Annotated in this window: 13 protein-coding genes; 5 read left to right on the plus strand and 8 right to left on the minus strand. The window is 64.1% G+C overall.

The genetic code is table 11. The features are described 5' to 3' along the window. Positions 1-53: 53 nt before the first annotated feature. The 4 genes from HXS65_RS00865 to HXS65_RS00880 form a co-directional block, all read right to left on the minus strand. Positions 54-1,613: an ABC transporter permease gene (locus tag HXS65_RS00865; RefSeq protein ID WP_255304382.1), complete on the minus strand. Its 1,560-nt coding sequence runs from the start codon at positions 1,611-1,613 to the stop codon at positions 54-56. Then, positions 1,603-2,328 carry an ATP-binding cassette domain-containing protein gene (locus tag HXS65_RS00870; protein WP_176492897.1) on the minus strand — a complete coding sequence of 242 codons (726 nt, stop codon included), beginning with the start codon at positions 2,326-2,328 and terminating at the stop codon, positions 1,603-1,605. Before HXS65_RS00870 ends, HXS65_RS00865 begins: the two co-directional genes overlap by 11 nt. Before the next feature lie 3 nt (positions 2,329-2,331). Next, entirely contained in the window at positions 2,332-3,213 is an 882-nt protein-coding gene (locus HXS65_RS00875; protein ID WP_084209792.1) for a putative selenate ABC transporter substrate-binding protein, read from the minus strand. A gap of 119 nt (positions 3,214-3,332) precedes the next feature. Next, positions 3,333-4,190, minus strand: a complete 858-nt coding sequence (locus tag HXS65_RS00880; RefSeq protein ID WP_077371737.1) for a MurR/RpiR family transcriptional regulator — start codon at positions 4,188-4,190, stop codon at positions 3,333-3,335. Between the two features lie 372 nt (positions 4,191-4,562). On the opposite strand from HXS65_RS00880, the gene zwf reads away from it, so the two are divergent. The 3 genes from zwf to HXS65_RS00895 all read left to right on the plus strand — a co-directional run bounded on the left by zwf (position 4,563) and on the right by HXS65_RS00895 (position 7,498). Beyond that, positions 4,563-6,053, plus strand: a complete 1,491-nt coding sequence (zwf, locus tag HXS65_RS00885; protein WP_077371740.1) for a glucose-6-phosphate dehydrogenase — start codon at positions 4,563-4,565, stop codon at positions 6,051-6,053. Position 6,054: 1 nt separating this feature from the next. Continuing rightward, positions 6,055-6,753 (plus strand): 6-phosphogluconolactonase, encoded by a 699-nt coding sequence (pgl, locus tag HXS65_RS00890; RefSeq protein WP_255304383.1) that lies wholly within the window; start codon positions 6,055-6,057, stop codon positions 6,751-6,753. 82 nt (positions 6,754-6,835) lie between these two features. Then, on the plus strand, positions 6,836-7,498 hold the full coding sequence (locus HXS65_RS00895) for a bifunctional 4-hydroxy-2-oxoglutarate aldolase/2-dehydro-3-deoxy-phosphogluconate aldolase (protein WP_077371743.1): 663 nt from the start codon (positions 6,836-6,838) through the stop codon (positions 7,496-7,498). A 222-nt stretch (positions 7,499-7,720) separates the two neighbouring features. On the opposite strand, the gene HXS65_RS00900 is transcribed toward HXS65_RS00895, so the two are convergent. The 3 genes from HXS65_RS00900 to HXS65_RS00910 form a co-directional block, all read right to left on the minus strand. Beyond that, positions 7,721-8,812, minus strand: coding sequence for a ketopantoate reductase family protein (locus tag HXS65_RS00900; RefSeq protein WP_176492898.1), 1,092 nt, complete (start codon positions 8,810-8,812; stop codon positions 7,721-7,723). 45 nt (positions 8,813-8,857) lie between these two features. Beyond that, a complete protein-coding gene (locus HXS65_RS00905; RefSeq protein WP_176492899.1) occupies positions 8,858-10,972 on the minus strand; it encodes a DNA topoisomerase III in 2,115 nt (704 codons plus the stop codon). A gap of 70 nt (positions 10,973-11,042) precedes the next feature. Further along, positions 11,043-12,950, minus strand: coding sequence for a hypothetical protein (locus HXS65_RS00910; RefSeq protein WP_176492900.1), 1,908 nt, complete (start codon positions 12,948-12,950; stop codon positions 11,043-11,045). Between the two features lie 254 nt (positions 12,951-13,204). Here HXS65_RS00910 and HXS65_RS00915 point away from each other — a divergent pair, with 254 nt between their 5' ends. Continuing rightward, a complete protein-coding gene (locus HXS65_RS00915) occupies positions 13,205-14,164 on the plus strand; it encodes a homocysteine S-methyltransferase family protein (RefSeq protein ID WP_240499581.1) in 960 nt (319 codons plus the stop codon). A 107-nt stretch (positions 14,165-14,271) separates the two neighbouring features. Then, a complete protein-coding gene (locus HXS65_RS00920; RefSeq protein ID WP_077371759.1) occupies positions 14,272-16,098 on the plus strand; it encodes an SEC-C domain-containing protein in 1,827 nt (608 codons plus the stop codon). 192 nt (positions 16,099-16,290) lie between these two features. Here the strand turns inward: HXS65_RS00920 and HXS65_RS00925 are convergent, their stop codons facing one another. Beyond that, positions 16,291-17,535 carry a hypothetical protein gene (locus HXS65_RS00925; RefSeq protein ID WP_176492901.1) on the minus strand — a complete coding sequence of 415 codons (1,245 nt, stop codon included), beginning with the start codon at positions 17,533-17,535 and terminating at the stop codon, positions 16,291-16,293. Between the last annotated feature and the right edge of the window lie 57 nt (positions 17,536-17,592).

The following is a 17,592-nucleotide window of genomic DNA, read 5'->3' on the forward strand; positions in this document are numbered from 1 at the left end:
GAGGGAAGTGACTGCTTGCACATGAATCGAATGCAGATCAGCAAGGAGTGAGGTCAGCGAACGCAGCTGTCTTCGGCGATTTCATGCGTCGGACGCAGACGGCGCGCGACGCTGTCCACGACGATATTGAGTATTGCGGTCAGCAGCAGCAATGCAAAGGCCTGGTCGAACATCAGATACTCGAAGCTCGAATCGATGTGGAAGCCCAACGTTGCCACGCCGAGCATGCCGAGAATCGCCGTCTCGCGAATGATGGTCTCGGCGCGATAGAAGAGTAGTGCGAACATGCCGGGCGCGACTCTCGGGTTGATCTCATACAGCCAGCTTTCCAGTCGTCCGCGGGGCTTGCCGGGCGGCAGCTGGATCTGGTTGGCATGTCGTGCACACAGAAAGGCGATGATGGCGCCATTGTGCAGGGACAGTGCCAGCCAGGCAGGCAGGAGCGAGGGGCCCAGCAGCAGCAGCAGAATGAAGGCCAGCATCAGCTCAGGGGTGGTGCGCAGGAAGATCATCAGCCCTTGAGTGGCCTGTCGGGAGGCGCGATTGCCCACATGTCGGCTGGCCAATGGCCACAGCAGCATGGCGATCAGCAGGCTGCCTGCGGTGCCCAGCAGACCGAGCAGCAGGGTGTTGCCCAGCGCGGACAGCAGGTGGGGCAGATGGCTCGCCCAATCCAGCAGATCAGCAAGTAGCTGGCCGGAGATCAGTGAATCGACGCTGGCATTGACCAGCGGCGCTGGCCATATGTCGTGGCTGAGGAAGCGCCACAGCAGTGTCGGATTCACGTCCGGCCATGGCCCCAGCCACCAGAGACTGGCGACTCCCAGAAGGGGCAGCAGGCGACGATGCCCCCACCATGGCAGCGTGGCGATCAGCAGGTAGAAGATCCACAGCAGAGCGCCGGCTTCATGGTAGCGCCCTTCGCGGAAAGCACTTTCCAGATAGAAGCCCAACGTCGGCAAGCCGACGAAGCCCAGCAGGACGCTGGCGCGTAGCGCGCACTCGAAACGGTAACGGGTGTAGCTCGCCAATCGCGACCATGCCAGTGGGAGTTCTGCATACACGAAGCACATCAGGCGTGATGTGACGGCAGGCAGAGCGCGGCGCGGTGCCTGGGGAACCTGTTCCAGTATCTCGGCGTAGACCTTGGCGAAGGTTGCCGCGTAGGGGATGGTGATCGCGGCCAGCGCCGTGATGGCGGACAGGCCGAATACCTGCAGCAGCAGCAGTGCCCAGAACAGCTCATGCACGGCCCGCAGACCGGCGCAGACAGCGCGCAATGCTCGTGAGCGGGAGTAGAGCAGCGCAAGGGGCAGTCCCAGCAGCGCCCCCAGCAGCGTCCCCCACAGGGCGAACGCCACCGTCAGGATCAAGGCATGCACTGGTGATTCCAGTGCACTGGGAGCCGGCATCACCAGGCCATTCAGCATGCGGCCAAGTTCCTGCCAGGGCTCCCGGGAGGTAATGGAGAGATCACCGAAGGGCGCCAGTATCAGCATGGCGGCCAGCAGGCCGATACCGAGCCGCAGCAGGTGTGAGCCTTCACTGCGCGCCTGCCACCAGCGTGGCGGCTTGCGCAGTCTGGAGAGCGCGAGGCCGGGTTCAGTCGACATCAAGTGGCTCACTGCTGGCGGCAGGGTAGAGGCAGTCGAGGTCCTGCGGCTTCAGGTCGTCGGTATTGGCGTCGAGCAGTACCTTGCCGTTGCCGTTTTCATCCTTGCCCAGACCGATGACACGAGTGAAGTGAGTGAGTGCCAACTCCTTCTGGTGAAGCGCTACCACGCTGGTGGCATGGCGAGAGTGGATCCAGTGGATCAGCTGGCTGGCCTGATGCGGGTCCACGCTCGCCACAGGCTCGTCCCCGAGAAACAGATCATGTCCCTGATAAAGTGCCCTGGCGATGGCCACCCGCTGACGCTGTCCACCGGATAATGCCTCGACCGAGCGCTCCATCAGGCCGGCGATGCCCAGAGGTTCACATACGGCGGCGACTGCCTGCCAATGAGCGGGCCTGGGGCGCAGCAGATTGAGCAGGTTGGTCAGCGACGATTGCTGATCCAGCCTGCCCATGAAGATGTTGTGATACACGGAGAGCTGAGGCACCAGTCCTTGACGCTGAGGGCACCAGGCTGCAGGCGTACCCTGCTCGTGCAGGGCGCTGCGCAAGGCTTCCAGCAGCGTGGACTTGCCCGCACCGCTGGCGCCAAGCAGAGCGACGCGCTCGCCATGCTCGAGATGAACGTCCAGATCGCGCAACACCACCTCGGCGCCATGGCCGAGGTGGTGTCGTGATAGGTGCAGCAGGGGAGAGGGTGTTGCCTGGGTCATGACTCAGCGCAGCAGACCGAGTTGCTCGCCAACCGTCTTGATCGGGGCGTAGTCATCATTGCTGGCCGGGATGAAGCCGGAGCGCGGGAAGCTTTCCAGCAGGTCCGGATCCTTCATGTCCAGCAGCGCCTGAGTGAGGTGCTGCGTGAAGTCCGCACCGTAGTGGCTGTCGGCATCGCCGCGCACTGTCCACTGATAGTCGGGGTAGGCCGGAGTTTCCCACAGTACCTGGACCTTGGCGGGATCGACCTTGCCATCCTTGACGGCGGCTTCCCACACGGCGTAGTTCACGGCGCCCACGTCGTAGGTGCCGGCGGCAACCAGCGCGATGGTGCGTGAGTGATCACCGGAGAAGCCGACGCGCGAGAAGACCTTCTCGGGGGCGTCATCGAACTGTTCGCGCAGATAGTATTCCGGCATCAGGCGCCCGGAAGTGGAGGTCTTGGCACCGAAGGTGAAGGAGTGGCCTTCCACGGATTCGGGCAGCGTCTCCAGCGGCGTCTGTGCATCGCCGGCCAGCTTGAGATCACGTCGTGCGATGAAATAGCTGCGGAAGGCGGCATCTTCCACACCCTGGGCGATCGCCTGGGAGCCCGGCACCAGCTGGCGGGCCTGGACACCGGTGAGGCCGCCGAACCATGCCATCTGGATCTGATCATTGCGGAAGGCACTGACCGCGGCGCTGTAGGACTTGACCGGCACGTACTCGACATCCACCCCGAGCTTCTCTTCCAGATAGTCGGCGACCTTGTCGAAGCGCTCCACCAGACGCGACTCATCTTCATCGGGAATGGCAGTGAACTTGAAGGTCTCGGCTTGCGCCAGACTGATGCTGAAAGGCAGGGCAGAGAACAGGGTCAGAGCAGCAGTGGCCAACCAGCGCATGGGGGCTTCCTCGGCATTCACGACATGGGAGATCATGCAGCCAGCGGCCGCATGCAGGTTCATGGCGCGTATTGTTGTGCCTTGGCGGCATCGGTGCAAGTCCACCGCTGCTTGAACCGTCAGGATTCCGGCGGAAAACGGGTGTCCTTGAGGCTATCCTTGATCTTCTTGAGATGATGCTGGAAGTCCACGCCACGCCTGAGCGTCACGCCGGTCGCCAGCACATCGATCAGAGCCAGATGGATCATGCGCGAAGTCATCGGCATGTAGATGTCGGTGTCCTCCGGTGCCATGACTTCCAGCACCTCGGTACACTCGCGCGCCAGCGGAGAGTCCGGCGCGGTGATGCCGAGCACGGCGGCACCGTTGCCGCGCGCCAGCCTGGCGATATCGACCAGTTCCCGCGTGCGGCCGGTATAGGAGATGATCACGATCACGTCACCGGTATGGCAGGCGGCCGCGACCATGCGCTGCATCAGCACGTCTTCATAGGCCATCACGGGCAGATTGAAACGGAAGAACTTGTGCTGGGCATCTGCCGCCACCGGCCCGGAAGCCCCCAGGCCGAAGAAGCAGATCTGCTTGGCCTGGCTCAGATAATCCACCGCACGTTCGATGCGCTTGGCATCAAGGGCGCGGCGCGCATCATCGAGAGCGGCAACCGTGGCGCCAAGTATCTTGTCGCCATAGGATTCGGCGTCATCATTCTGCTCGACGCTGCGCGAGACATAGGGCGTGCCACCGGCCAGACTCTGGGCCAGCTTGATCTTGAAGTCCGGGAAGCCCTTGGCGTCGAAATTGCGACAGAAACGGTTGACGGTCGGCTCGCTGACCAGCGAGGCCTGAGCGAGTGCCGCGATGCTCATTCCCGTGGCGGCCGACGGATCTGTCAGAATGACGTCAGCGACCTTGCGCTCTGAACGATTGAGGTCGTCGAGACGTTCGCGGATGCGGTTGATGAGGTCGTGTACTGCCATTCGCCGATTACCTTGCCATTGTGTAGTGAAATAACTACGTAATCTGGGCATCCTAGCCTCACTCGTCTGGCAGGCCAAGCATCCCTTTGCCTCGGACGATGCTCCAAGCTCAGTGAAACGTCCGCTGGCTACCACTTTTAGGTAAGTTTACCTACTTGTTGGGCGATTTGTCTTGAGAGAGCGCGACGTTATCGCTACATTTGTTGTTAATATAACCAGCCATGTATCGCCACAGCCGTCCCGGTGTCCCACATGCCTCTTGAAATCCTGCGTGCTGCGCCCCTCGCGTCGCGCCATCGGAGATTCAGGGAGGGCACCACCGTATCGGCCAGCCAGGCATGCAGGGCAGTTTCGACGGGAGAAATCGGCTGCATGAGTTCCGACACCATTCCGGGCGTGGATATTGCCCTGTTCGGCGCCTTGGGCGACCTCGCCAAGCGCAAGCTGTATCCAGCCCTCTACCACCTTGATCGCGATGGTCTGCTCGACAAGGCGACTCGCCTGATCGGCCTGGCGCGTCAGGACGTCAGCCTCGAATCCTTCAAGGAAACCGTGCAGGCCTCGCTCAAGGAGCGCGTCAAGCCGGAGCATTTCGAGAAGGCTGCCATCGAGCGCTTCCTCGCCCGTATCAGCTACGCCGCGCTGGATTTCAGCACGGTGGAAGGTTACTCGGCCATCGCCGACTGGCGGGTTGACGCCAAGGGCAAGCCTTCGCCGCGCCCGCTGATGATCTATCTCTCCGTGCCGTCACGCATCTATGGTGACATCAGCAACAACCTGCAGGCCGCCGGTTGTCTGGATGAGAACTCGCGTGTCGTGGTCGAGAAGCCGATCGGCTCCGACCTGGAAAGCTCCGGTGTCATCAACGATGCCATCGGCGCGGTATTCCACGAGTCGCAGATCTATCGCATCGATCACTATCTGGGCAAGGAAACCGTTCAGAACCTGATTGCATTGCGCTTCGCCAACCCGATGTTCGGCAATCAGTGGAACCAGAACCACATCTCCCACGTCGAGATCACCGTGGCCGAGAAGGTCGGTATCGAGGGACGCTGGGGCTACTTCGATCAGGCGGGTCAGCTGCGTGACATGGTGCAGAATCACCTGCTGCAGCTGCTGTGCCTGATCGCGATGGACCCGCCGTCCAATCTGGACGCCGATGCCATTCGCGATGAAAAGGTCAAGGTGCTCAAGGCCTTGCGCCCGATCACCGGTGAGCGTCTGAACACTGATCTGGTACGTGGTCAGTACATCGCGGGTGCCGTCGATGGTCAGCACGTGCCGGGGTATCTGGAAGAAGAGGGCGCCAATACCGAGTCCTCCACCGAGACCTTCGTGGCTTTCAAGACCGAAGTGTCCAACTGGCGCTGGGCAGGCGTGCCGTTCTACCTGCGTACCGGCAAGCGCATGCCCGAGAAGCTGTCACAGATCGTGATCCACTTCCGTCAGCAGCCGCACTACATCTTCGATCCGGACCAGCGCTCGCTGGCGGCCAACAAGCTGATCATTCGTCTCCAGCCCTCCGAAGGCATCTCGCTGCAGGTGCTGACCAAGGACTCCGGTCTCGACAAGGGCATGCGCCTGCGTCCGGGTCCGCTGGATCTCGACTTCAACAGCGCCTTCCCCAAGCGCCGGATTCCGGAAGCTTACGAACGTCTGCTGCTCGAGGTCATCAAGGGCCAACAGTATCTGTTCGTGCGTCGTGACGAGATCGAACACGCTTGGCGCTGGGTCGATACCCTCATCGATGGCTGGGAATCGCGCGCTGCCACGCCGCGTCGTTACCCGGCGGGCTCCTGGGGGCCGGTCTCCTCCATCGCGATGATCACGCGTGATGGTCGCAGCTGGTATGAGGAGTATTGAGATGGCTGTCGACATGACACAGAACGCCACCCAGGACCCGCGCCAGCAGACTGCCGAGTCGCTGGCCGAGTATCTCGCGGCAGCACTGACCGCTGACCTGGCGGCGCCTGAGGCTCGCGCATTGCTGGTGGTCTCCGGGGGCTCGACGCCCAAGCCGTTGTTCGCCGCATTGCGTGACAAGCCGCTGGACTGGTCGCGTGTGGACATCACCCTCGCGGATGAGCGTTGGGTGAGTGAAGACGCCGACGACAGCAATGCCCGTTTCGTGCGTGAGCATCTGTTGAAGGGCGCAGCCGCTGCCGCGACCTTCCATCCGCTGACCAACGCCGAAGCAGAGCCAGAGGCGGGTTGCGAGGAAGTGAGTGCTCGCATCGCGGCACTCTCCTGGCCGGCCTCCGCGGTGATTCTCGGCATGGGGGGCGATGGTCACACGGCTTCGCTGTTCCCGGATGGGGATCGCCTGCAGGAAGCGCTGACCAGCCGTGATTGCTGTGTGCCGATGCGTGCCCCCAGCGTCCCGCAGGCGCGCATCACCCTGAGCCTCGAGCGTTTGCGCCAGACGCGCCGTACCGTGCTGCATCTGACGGGCACCGACAAGCAGGCCGTGCTGTCACGTGCACTGGGCGATGTCGAGGCCGTCAGCGAGTTGCCGATCCGCGCCTTCCTGTCCGCGCCCCTGGCGCTGTACTGGGCCCCCTGATCCTATCGGCCACGGCGCTATCAACCACATCAGCGCCGTGGCGTACTAGACAACATCAGCGCTGCGGCGCAAGGAGAACGCCATGAGCTTCGAAAAACAACTTCCCTCGACGCGCACGACCGAGATCGACAGCATCTGCCAGAAGGCCTCCGTGCTGCCGGTGATCGCCGTCGAGCGCATCGAGGACGCCGTGCCGCTGGGCAAGGCGCTCTATGAAGGCGGCTTGACCGTTCTCGAGGTCACCCTGCGGACTGACTGCGCTCTCGAGGCGATTCGCCGCATGCGTGAAGCGCTGCCCAATGCCAGCATCGGTGCCGGCACCGTGCTCACGCCGGAACAGTATCGCAAGGTGGAAGAGCTGGGCGTCGATTTCGTCGTCACGCCGGGTACCACCGAAGCGCTCTATCAGTATGGCGTGACCAGTAGCGTGCCGATGCTGCCGGGCGTCGCGACCGTGTCCGAATTGATGACCGGCTGGCAGTACGGCTACCGCCGCTTCAAGTTCTTCCCGGCCGAGGCCGCGGGTGGCGTGAATGCCATCAAGTCCTTCGGTGGCCCGATCAGCGAAGCACGCTTCTGCCCGACCGGCGGCATCACGCTCAACAATGCCGGTGACTATCTGGCACTCAAGAACGTGATGTGTGTCGGTGGTAGCTGGGTGGCGCCGCAGAAATTGATCGATGCAGGCGACTGGGATGGCATTCGTGAGCTGGCGCGCGAAGCGTCCGAGCGTTTCCACCACTGATTTTCGCCAGGTCAGCGGGTTGCCATACGGCAATCGGTGGCCTGACGCGCAAGACCGAACATTGCTGCTCTCTCTCGACAGCTTGGCTGTTGCTTGTGACCCGTCTCTCGCGAGGCGGGTCTTTTTTTGGGCCGAATGCCAGAGAATGATGTCGAGGCGGGCCAGCAGTCACAGGTCTGAGGCTATGGCTAAGGAGGGGGCGGGGATCCAGCGCTTAACCGCTCAGGGCTGTTGACTGCTCAGGTGAGTGTGGAGTTGCTCGAGCAAAGGCAGGTCATCGGTCAGTGACAGCCCGTGACGGAGGGCAGCGTGTCGCAACGGGCCAAGGATGGCCTCCACTTCCGTGGTGCGACCTGCCAGCACATCCTGAAGCATCGAGGCACGGTTGTTCGCCGTGGCACGGATGACCTGGTCGACCAAGGCCTGCCAGCCATTCGGTGGCGGGGCGATACCCTCGGCTTCCAGCACCCGAGTGATCTCGTCGACGGCCTGGCGCACCATCAGGGAAAAGGGACGATCACGCAGCTGTCCATTGCGAATCCGAAAGCGTGCCACAAGTGGATTGATGGCGGCATTGATCGCCAGCTTGTGCCATAGGCGAGTGCCGATGTCGGCACTGACATGACTCTCACGGCCAGCCGCCTGCAGCCAGGCAACCTGCCTTTCTGCGGCCGCCATGGCAGAGGAGGAGGCCGGGTCGGCCTGCGATGACCAGGTGCCCAGCCAGGTCTGGCCATGGCCGGCGTGTTGCACGGCCAGGCGTTCTGGGAGAGTGTGCGTGGCAAGCGCGGTCGATTCCGGAATCCAGGCACCCTCGGTAGTACTGGCGCACAGCAGTTGAGGGTGCTGCTCTGCCAACCAGGGTTGTGCGCTCAGCCCGTTTTGCCAACAGGTAACCGGTGTCCGTGAGTCTATCAGCGGCGCGACGTGTGCCCAGGCAGACTCGATGGCATGTGACTTGGTGGCCAGCCAGATCGCGGCAGGTGGCGGATATGGCAAGGTTCTCAGCTGGTCAATCGAGGTGTAAGTTATCTCTGAGCTAACAGTTTGGCCTTCTGGTGAGGTCATGTCGATCGTCACCATCTCGCTGACGGATGCCCGGCGACCCACCAACAGAAGGTTTGGCAATGTGCTCCTTCCCTGCGTTGCCATTTCGCGCTGGCGGGCGTGAGCGAGCGTGACCGCCAGCAATCGACCGATGGCCCCGGGGCCGACGATCCACAGCCAATCGCCTGCAGCGGCAAGACGCTGGGAAAGTGAATCGAAAGCCGTCGAGAGTGTGTGATTGTCGTCAGCCGGCGTGGAAGTCGTCATGCGTGATTTCTCATCATGGGTGAGCGGGCACAGAGGCGAAGTGGCTCATTGGCTGGGGGATTTGCGGCGGGAGCCGGCCGGCTTGCGAGTGCCGCTCGAGCGTCGGGTGCTGCCGGAGCCGGCTTCCTTGCTTGTGCCGGTCTTGCTCGTACTGGTCTTGCTCGTGCCGGTCTTGCTGCGTCGAGAGGTTCCGCTCTTGCGCCGCGCACCATTGCCCTTGCGTGCCCCGGAATTCTTGCGCGGTGTCGCGCCACCCACACTGGCCAGCGCAGCGCTCAGGCGGCTGGCCGAGCTGTCAGCCAGCAGGGCACGCAGGTCATCGACCAGTTCGCTCAGAAAAGGCGCTGCCGGATCGCCCTGCTCGTGAATCATGCTCAGGCGCTGCTCCCACAGGGCGGTACGTTCGGGGCGGGAGACGGCGTCCGGCAGCGCATGGATCAGGGCTCGACCGATACGCGTGGAGCGCATGGCCTGACCATCGCGCACCAGGTAGCCGCGATTGATCAGTGTCTCCAGCATGCCCGCACGTGTCGCCTCGGTGCCCAGGCCATCCACATCACGTAACGTCCGGCGTACCGCGTCATCTTCCACGTAGCGGGCGATGTTCATCATCGCCTGTATGAGACTGGCATCATTGAAGGGCTCCGGCGGGCGGGTCTCCTTCTCCTCGATACCGCAGTCGAGTACGCAGGCCGGCTCGCCTTCCTGCAAGGCGGGCAGAGGAGGCGGGGTCTTGTCGTCTGCCGGGGCCTTGTCGTCGGATGCCTGTGCCGCGCGCTGGAACAGCACCTTCCAGCCTTCGTCGATGACGCTGCGGCCACTGGCGCGGAAGGGCTCCTTGGCGAAACGCAGCTCGACCTTGACCTCACGATAGCGGTAGGCCGGATAGAACTGGGCCAGCACGTTGCGGGTGATCATGCGGTAGAGGTTGGCTTCGTCACGCGACAGGCGTGCGTAGTCCGGCTCGCGCCCTGTCGGTGCCAGGGCATGGTGGGCGCTGACCTTGGCGTCATTGAAGGCGCGTGAGCGCAGGCTGAAATCCGCGCCGCCACTGAAACGCTCAAGCTCTTCATCGCCACTGCAGGCACTGATCATCAGATTGGCCATGCCGGCATGATGCTCGCGGGGCAGGTAGCGGCAATCGGAGCGCGGGTAGGTGATCAGTTGATGTCGCTCGTAGAGGGCCTGGCAGGTGTCGAGCACCTTCTGGGCCGGCAGGCGATAGCGGCGAGCGGCATCGACCTGAAGCGCCGAGAGCGAGTAGGGCAGCGGCGCGGGCTGGGACTTGTCGCTGGCCTCGACGCTCTCGACGTGACCATCGCCCGGGGTCTTCAGTGTCGCCAGGTGGCGGGCGAGGCGCTCGGCGGGGCGGCTGTCCAGCAGGCGGCCCTTGTCATCCAGTGGCAGTTGAGTGCCCTTGGTCGCGAGCCGTTGCAGCCACGGGGAGCTGGGGGCATGCCACCAGGCCTTGAAGCTGCCGGTCGCCACGCCGGCCTCGATCCACAACGGGAAGAAGGCACGCGGCTCGAAGGCCTCGATCTCCTCGTCGCGACGCACCACCAGCCCCAGCAGCGGTGTCTGCACGCGCCCCACCGACAACACGCCATCATGGCCGGCCTGACGGCCCGTCAATGTCCAGGCGCGTGTCAGATTCATGCCATACAGCCAGTCGGCGCGCTGGCGAGCCAGCGCGGCTTCGTACAGGGGTTGCCAGCGTTGATTGTCATCCAGCTTGTCGAGGGCACGCGTGACGGCGGGGCGGTTCATGTCGCTGATCAACAGGCGTTTGACCGGCCCACGCCAGCGCATGTGCTCGAGCACTTCCTGCACCAGCAACTGGCCTTCGCGATCCGGGTCGCCGGCATGTATCACCTCGTCAGCCAGCTTGAGCTGTTCTCGAATGGTCTTGAGCTGGCCGCGTGCCTGACTGCGTGGCTTGAGTTTCCACTGTGCTGGAATGATCGGCAGGTGATCCAGTGACCAGCGCTTGAAGCGCTCGTCATAGTCGTCCGGCGGCGCCTGTTCGAGCAGGTGGCCGATACACCAGGTGACGCGAGTGTCTCCGGCATCGATATAGCCGTCGCGCTTGCTGCTGCGCCCGGGCAGGGCCTCGGCGATGGCGCGGGCGAGGCTGGGCTTTTCGGCGATGATCAGGCGCATCGGTCATCCTGGCGGTCAGTGGCACGTTGCATGGTGATCCATACAGTATGCCGCTGGCACGGCGCGGGGATCAATCGTCGTCGAGGGCACGGCGTGCCTGGACGAGCGCACGATACCAGTCGCGGTTGGCGGTCTGGATCAGCGGCGGGCGGTTGGAGAGGTAGCTGATCGGGTGGTGATCCGCCGGCTGGTAGTTGCTGAGCATGTTGAGCGTCGCTTCCCGCGCCCCGAAGGTGTCGCGCAGGAAGTCGATCGCCAGCGGTTCCAGTTCGACGCGATAGTGACGCACCAGCGCGATGGCCAGCGATTCGGCGGTACGTGACAGGTCGTCGTCGATCTCGCGCACCATGGCACTGCCGAGGGCCGCCTTGGCGGCGGCGGACTGGTTGGGCTCCAGCTGGCCGAAGTAGGCGGCATTCGAGCCATTGATGGCGCGCTGGACGGCCGGGCGTGAGAGGTGGATGTGCGGTTCGAGCGCCAGGGCGATCTCGATCGCCATGGCCTTTGCCTTGTCGACGCCGACGCGCAGGATCGTCTCGCGGGCCTGAGAGGCGATCTCGCTGTCGACGCGCTTGATGTGACTCTTGCTGAGGTGATCCGCCAGGTGCTTGCAGACCTCCGCCTTGGCCTCGTCATCCAGCGCGATGGTCTTTTCCTGGATGCGCAGACCGCGCCGCCCCGGCCCGACACGCAGGCGGGTGGCATCGTCGGACATCTGCGAGGAGATACTCTCCCAGCGCTTGGACATCTTGAGGAAGACGGCGTGGCTGCGACCGACCTGCTCATAGGCACTGGTGACCGTCTTGTAGAGGCGAATGGCGTTGGTGAGGATGTCGGCGCGCGTCCGCAGGGCGCTGCGGTGTTCACGGTCACCCTCGTTGACGGCGATCGCCAGGTGCGTCACCTGCTCGGCGAGCGCGTCCATGGCCTGGGTGGAGCGCTCCAGCAGTACCTCGGCCCTGAGCCCGGAGGCGGCATCTTCCACCAGAGTGCCGGACTGCTCCGCCAGATAGACCGTCAGGGCCTTGAGGCGTGACAGCCCCGTCGCCTGGCGGATGCGGTAACGGGAACGGGCGTGCTCGAGATTGTCCAGCGTGCGAGCCAGCTTCCAGCGTCCACGATATTCGAAGGTCAGCAGCGGGATCTTGCGTCCGCTGATCAACTCGAAGGCCAGGATCAGCATCTCCTCCACGTCCTGCATCGTCATCAGCAGGTCGTTGTCCTGCTCGATGGCGGCCAGCACACGCTCGATGAAGTTCTCGTCACGAGGCACGCCCTTGTGCAGATCCGGCGCTCGGCCCTCGAAGCGCTCGCGCAGCAGGCCGATGGCCTCGGGCGCCAGCTCCGCCAGCTCATTGAACTGGGGCTCAAGCCATTCGCGGTTCAGGGTGTTCATGTCGCGGATACGGGCGTGCAGACCGATGCGACGATAGACGTCGATCTGACTGATGATGCGGGCGGCATCACGATCATCCAGCAGCTCCAGCGCCGCCAGTTCCACGCCTTCCGGTGCGAGATCCTGCTTGCGCAGCAGCATGGCAGCGGCTTCACGGCGACGGGCATCACCTTCCAGGCTCTCGACGATCAGGTTGCGCGTGGCGAGGATCAGCTCAGGCACGGTATCGATGACGCGCTCGATCTTGGCCTCGGTGCGGTCATAGCGGCGAGAACTGGTCAGGTTGTGGGCGATGTTGGCCACGATCCCCGCGACACCGGTGATGACGGTGTAGGAGATGAAGAAGATGTAGTTCTCGAAGGTGGGTTCCTTGCCATACCCGAGCAGATAGCCCCCCCAGGCACCGATCAGCGTCACCGGGCCGGCCGTCCACAGGATCTGCATCAGGCTCACTGACCATGGCACGCGCTCGACGGCCTGGGTGATGCGGCGAATCTCGTCCCGGCCTTCACGCTCAAGACGCACCTGGGGTGCATCATTGGCTGGGTTGGCGCGGGGACGAAAGAGACTCGGCAGCAACAAGACAGACTTCCTTCAATCAATGGGGCACGTCCGAGAGACGCGGCATGGGCTTGCGGGGCAGGCAGGGGCAGCGCAAGGGATCGCTGGCGAAAGGCGCTGCTAACAGTAGCACTGGCGACCCATTTCGCTCCAGTGAGCGGCACGCCGTCACGCGCCTGACCATGCTAGAATTTCGCCGCGGCTGACAGCCAGGCGTAGGCCGCCAGTTCATCAGTTCAGATGCTGCAGAGACATCGAATCGCTCAGGAGGTCGTGTGGAACAAGTCGCAGTAACGGGGGCGCCAGCAGGGGAAGGGGCGCGCGCCGGGGATGTCGTGCTGCTGGACGGCGGCATGGGGCAGGAGCTGGTGCGTCGCAGCGGTCGTGAGCCGACACCGCTGTGGTCCTCCCAGGTCATGCTGGATCAGCCCGAGCTGGTGCGTGATCTGCATCTGGATTTCATTCGTGCCGGCTCCCGGGTCATCACGCTCAATACCTATACGGCCACGCCCCAACGCCTGACGCTGGCGGGAGTCGGCGAGACCATCGGCGCCGTGCATGCGGCCGCTGGCAAGGCGGCGCGGGATGCCATCGCCCTGAGTGGCGAGACGGATATCCGCGTGGCCGGTTGTCTGCCGCCACTGGTCGCGACCTATCGGCCCGATGTCGCACCGGATCAGGAAGAATCGCTGGCCAGTTATCGCACCCTGGTGGCGCTGCAGGCGCCCTTGGTCGATGTGCTGCTCTGCGAAGCGCTGTCCTCGCATGACGAGGCACAAGCCGCCGCCACTGCAGCGCTGGAAAGTGGCCTGCCGGTGTGGGTCTCGTTGACCGTGAAGGACGATCTGAATGCGACCCTGCGCAGCGGTGAGCCGCTGGCGGACACCGTCGCCATGCTGGAAGCGCTCGGCGTGGATGCCATTCTGATCAACTGCAGTGCGCCGGAGGCCATTCAGGGCAGCCTTGACACGCTGCTTGGCAGTTCGCTGCCGGCGGGCGCCTATGCCAACGGCTTCACGTCGATCGCGGCGCTCAAGCCCGGCGGTACCGTCAAGGACCTCAAGGCGCGCGAGGATCTCGGGCCTGAGCAGTATGCTGCCCATGCGCTGGGCTGGGTGCAGCGGGGACTGCGTATCGTCGGCGGCTGCTGCGAGGTCGGTCCGGCGCACATCGCCTGCCTGTCCGAGCAGCTCAAGGCGGCCGGTCATCGCTGTGTCTCCCGACTGGGGGAGTGAACGATGAGGCGTGAGGCATCATCGTGATAGACTCCGCCTCCTGCTTCGCAGGCCCCGTCGGGCGCCATGTCCGCGGGGCCGTGAAACGTTTTTTCTAGGGAGATGCCATGCTTGCCGAGTGGGTCGAACGGCTCTTGAGTTACGCCAGTGGGGCACTTGATGCCATCCGCTCTGATGAATCCTTTCCTGCCTTCATGCAGTGGGCGCATTCGGAGGGGGTGAATTACAGCGGTGGTGATGAGGCGCTGGCGGTAGCACTGGCACCGGTGCTGTGGAGCCAGACGCCGCTGGTACGCCTCGATTTCGCCTGCGAGCCGCTGGCACCGCCCGGTCGCAACGAGCCCTGCTGGTGCGATTCCGGCCGCAAGTACAAGCAGTGCTGTGACAAGGTCCAGTTGCCGCCGATACCGGAGCACCTGATGTGGATGCTGTCGCTGCGCGAGTTCAAGGGCGAGCAGCTCAAGGCCGCATTGGCTTCGCGGCTCGCGCCGGCTCAGGCGCTGCTGGAGGCGGGACTGATCAGTGCCGAGGCCGGTAGCCGCGGGCGTGCCCAGCAGATCATGGAAGCGTTGTTTGACACCAGTGACTGGTCGCGCCTTCCGGAGCAGGCCGAGCCTGGCTTCGAGCTGCTGCTGGATCTCTATCAGGAGCGCGGCTTCACCCGCAAGAAGGCCCTGTTGCTGGATGAGGTGCTGGAGCGTGGTCCCGCCTTCCTGCGCGGTGTGGCACTGGAGCATCAGTGCCTGCTGCACCTGGACAGTGATGACCTCGGCTCGGCGCGAGCCGCCTTCGTCCGCGCGCAGCAGACCCTGCCGGACTCGCCGACGCTAGCCTACATCGAAGCCATGCTGCTGCTGCATGAAGGGCAGCCGGAAGAGGCGCAGGAGCGTGCGCGCTTCTGGTGGCGGCGTCTCTCCAAGCAGAAGGATATCGAACCGGGGCAGCTGGAGTTCCTGGCTGATCTGGCCGAGAACCCGCGTGCGACGCTCGCCGAGCAGATGGTCAATTCCGACGAGTCACTCTCGGATTCACTGGCCTCGCTGCAGGCGTTGTTCGAGGTGATCGAGCACCCGTCGCGTCTGGCGCTGGAGACTCAGGACGACGGCAGTCTGCTGTTTCGTCAGAATGCCGAGCAGGCGGTGACACTGGGACTCTGGGAAGCGGTATTCCCGGCGCGGATCGAGGAAGAGGCAGCGCTGGCGCTGGATGTCGACCCGTGGGAAACCCAGGACCCCAACGAGTGGCTGCAACAGCTGTGTGCCAGTCCCGAATGGCTGGATGTTCCTGCGGTCTGTCAGGGATTGATCCTGGCGCTGGCCAGTCGTTTCGGCAGTCTGCCGTGGATGTCGGACACCTTCTTCGTGCCGTTGGCGCGTCGTTTCGAGCGCTGGCTCGACCAGATCGAACAGGCCGGCGGCCTGTTGCGCTGGGAGGATGGTGACAACGCCCAGTTGCTGCGTTGTGGCCTGGGACTGGTGATCGGCATGGAGCGCGGTGAGCGCGAGCGCTCACGTCAGCTGGCGGAGCGCCTGCTCAAGCTGGACGAGGAAGACAGTCTCGGTCTGCGCGAGCTGGTGCTGGATCAGCTGCTGCGCGAAGGCCGCGATGATGAGGCCGTCACCCTGGCGGAGCACGATATCTCACGCCGTGCCCTCGAGGATGAAATGCCGTTGCTGGGCATTCTGATGGGGCATGTGCTGGCACTCTATCGTCTGGGACGTCAGGCGGATGCCGAAGAGGCACTGGTGATCGTTCGCGAGGCTAACTCCCATCTGATCAGCCTGCTGGTGGCGGAGCACCCGCGACCGGTGAGTCTGGCGGTGGAAGCGCCGGAGCCCGGCACGCGAGGCGAGGCCTGGCAGTATCGCACCCTGATGCGCGATCAGTGGAAGCGCAGCGAAGGCGCGCTTGCCTGGTTGGCCAAGCACCGCTGAGCCGGTGTCAAGGGTCGCTCATGCTGCCTGACGAGTGATCGCAAGCGCTCACATGACATGGCCTCGTGTGCCAAGGTCCCGTATGACGAGGCCCGAAGGAAAAACCCCCGCAGTGCTTAGGCACTGCGGGGGTTTTTTGTACCTCGCCTCGTATCGTGAGGCGGGCTCAGGGGGATGCGTGTAGGGGGGCGATCACTGCTGCTTGCCTTGCTGGCGCAGCCGCCAGGCTTCCCGCAAGGCTGCGCACAGGCCCGGGGTCTGCCCGACCTGAATGGCCTCCAGCGTCGCGGCGAAGGCGTCCGGTGTGGCACGCCAGTCAGGAGGCTGGAGAGCCCCGGCGCTGCTGACGCCGACTCGGTCCAGTGGGGGCGGGGCATGTTCCGGCAGTATGCCCAGCAAGCGCATGTGACCGTTCTGTACCTGGCGCAGACGATGCACGAGCGCCTTGTGGCGCGCTCCCAGAGGCCGGACCGCCACGCTGATCAAGCCGGCCAGGAGACGTTCCTGCCATTGAGGGCGTGCCGGGTTGCGATAGGCCACGCCACGCTGAGAGGCTGCTCCCGCCTGGCGTCGGTCCTTGAACCAGTGGGGGGCGCGCTCATCGAGTGCTTCCCCTTCAAACAGGATGCCGGCGGTCATCTGTTGACCACCATGCACACGGGTGAAGGGCAGGATGACGCAGTCCTCGAGCATGGCGCCTTCTTCCACATAGCTGCCCTGCTCGACACAGCAGCGTCCCTGCAGCAGCACGCCGGGCTCCACATGGGTGGTGATGCCGGCAAAGCCTCCGCTGAGGCGCGATTCATCCAGGCGCGTCGCGCCGGCGGCATAATAGACGTGGTGCAGGTCCTGCTCGCCGGGCAGCACACCGCGCTCCCCATGGGGTGACAGGCGTGTGTCGTCGGTCGCCAGAGCCTGCATCACCAGAGCGTGGTAATGCGACAGCGAGCCCAGCAGGGCTGGCCCCAGCCGGGAGTTGTCGCGCACATCACGCCAATGCAGTCGGCCAAGGGCCGGGTCCTTGAGAGAGGATGGCAGGCAAAGCGGTGCCTCAAGCGTCATGGCCAGCTCACTGATGTCCAGACTGTCGGGCCTGAACCACTCCGGCATCAGCAGTACATCGGCGCGCAGTACCGGGGCGGGCAGGGCTGCCATGGCCCCGAGGCGCTTGAGCTGCTCGCGCGGGTCGCGCTCCCCGGGCATCGGCAGGATGTCGAGCTCGATCCCCCAGCGTGAGCCATCGGCGAGTCGTGCCCGGAACCATTCGGGGTCACGGGCGATGATCAGACTGATATGCGTCACGCCGCGCCCGACCAGCAGATCGAGATTGCGTTCCAGCACGCTGCGGCCGGCAATCGGCAGCAGGGCCGGAGAATAACGGCGGTCAATCGGCGCGATCTCCTGACCGAGGCGGTCTGCCAACAGGATCACATGCATCGCAGACCTCCTTGGCATGCATCGTGAGAGTGACGCGCTGCAGGGCGCGTGGCGAGG

This window comes from Cobetia sp. 5-25-4-2, from assembly GCF_013374075.1.
GTDB classification, from domain to species: Bacteria; Pseudomonadota; Gammaproteobacteria; order Pseudomonadales; family Halomonadaceae; genus Cobetia; species Cobetia marina.

Bases quoted from the DNA above. Each gene is read 5' to 3' on its own strand.
- HXS65_RS00865 (WP_255304382.1), bottom strand. From the start codon at position 1,613: ATGTCGACTGAACCCGGCCTCGCGCTCTCCAGACTGCGCAAGCCGCCA.
- HXS65_RS00870 (WP_176492897.1), bottom strand. From the start codon at position 2,328: ATGACCCAGGCAACACCCTCTCCCCTGCTGCACCTATCACGACACCAC.
- HXS65_RS00875 (WP_084209792.1), bottom strand. From the start codon at position 3,213: ATGCGCTGGTTGGCCACTGCTGCTCTGACCCTGTTCTCTGCCCTGCCT.
- HXS65_RS00880 (WP_077371737.1), bottom strand. From the start codon at position 4,190: ATGGCAGTACACGACCTCATCAACCGCATCCGCGAACGTCTCGACGAC.
- zwf (WP_077371740.1), top strand. From the start codon at position 4,563: ATGAGTTCCGACACCATTCCGGGCGTGGATATTGCCCTGTTCGGCGCC.
- pgl (WP_255304383.1), top strand. From the start codon at position 6,055: ATGGCTGTCGACATGACACAGAACGCCACCCAGGACCCGCGCCAGCAG.
- HXS65_RS00895 (WP_077371743.1), top strand. From the start codon at position 6,836: ATGAGCTTCGAAAAACAACTTCCCTCGACGCGCACGACCGAGATCGAC.
- HXS65_RS00900 (WP_176492898.1), bottom strand. From the start codon at position 8,812: ATGACGACTTCCACGCCGGCTGACGACAATCACACACTCTCGACGGCT.
- HXS65_RS00905 (WP_176492899.1), bottom strand. From the start codon at position 10,972: ATGCGCCTGATCATCGCCGAAAAGCCCAGCCTCGCCCGCGCCATCGCC.
- HXS65_RS00920 (WP_077371759.1), top strand. From the start codon at position 14,272: ATGCTTGCCGAGTGGGTCGAACGGCTCTTGAGTTACGCCAGTGGGGCA.
- HXS65_RS00925 (WP_176492901.1), bottom strand. From the start codon at position 17,535: ATGCATGTGATCCTGTTGGCAGACCGCCTCGGTCAGGAGATCGCGCCG.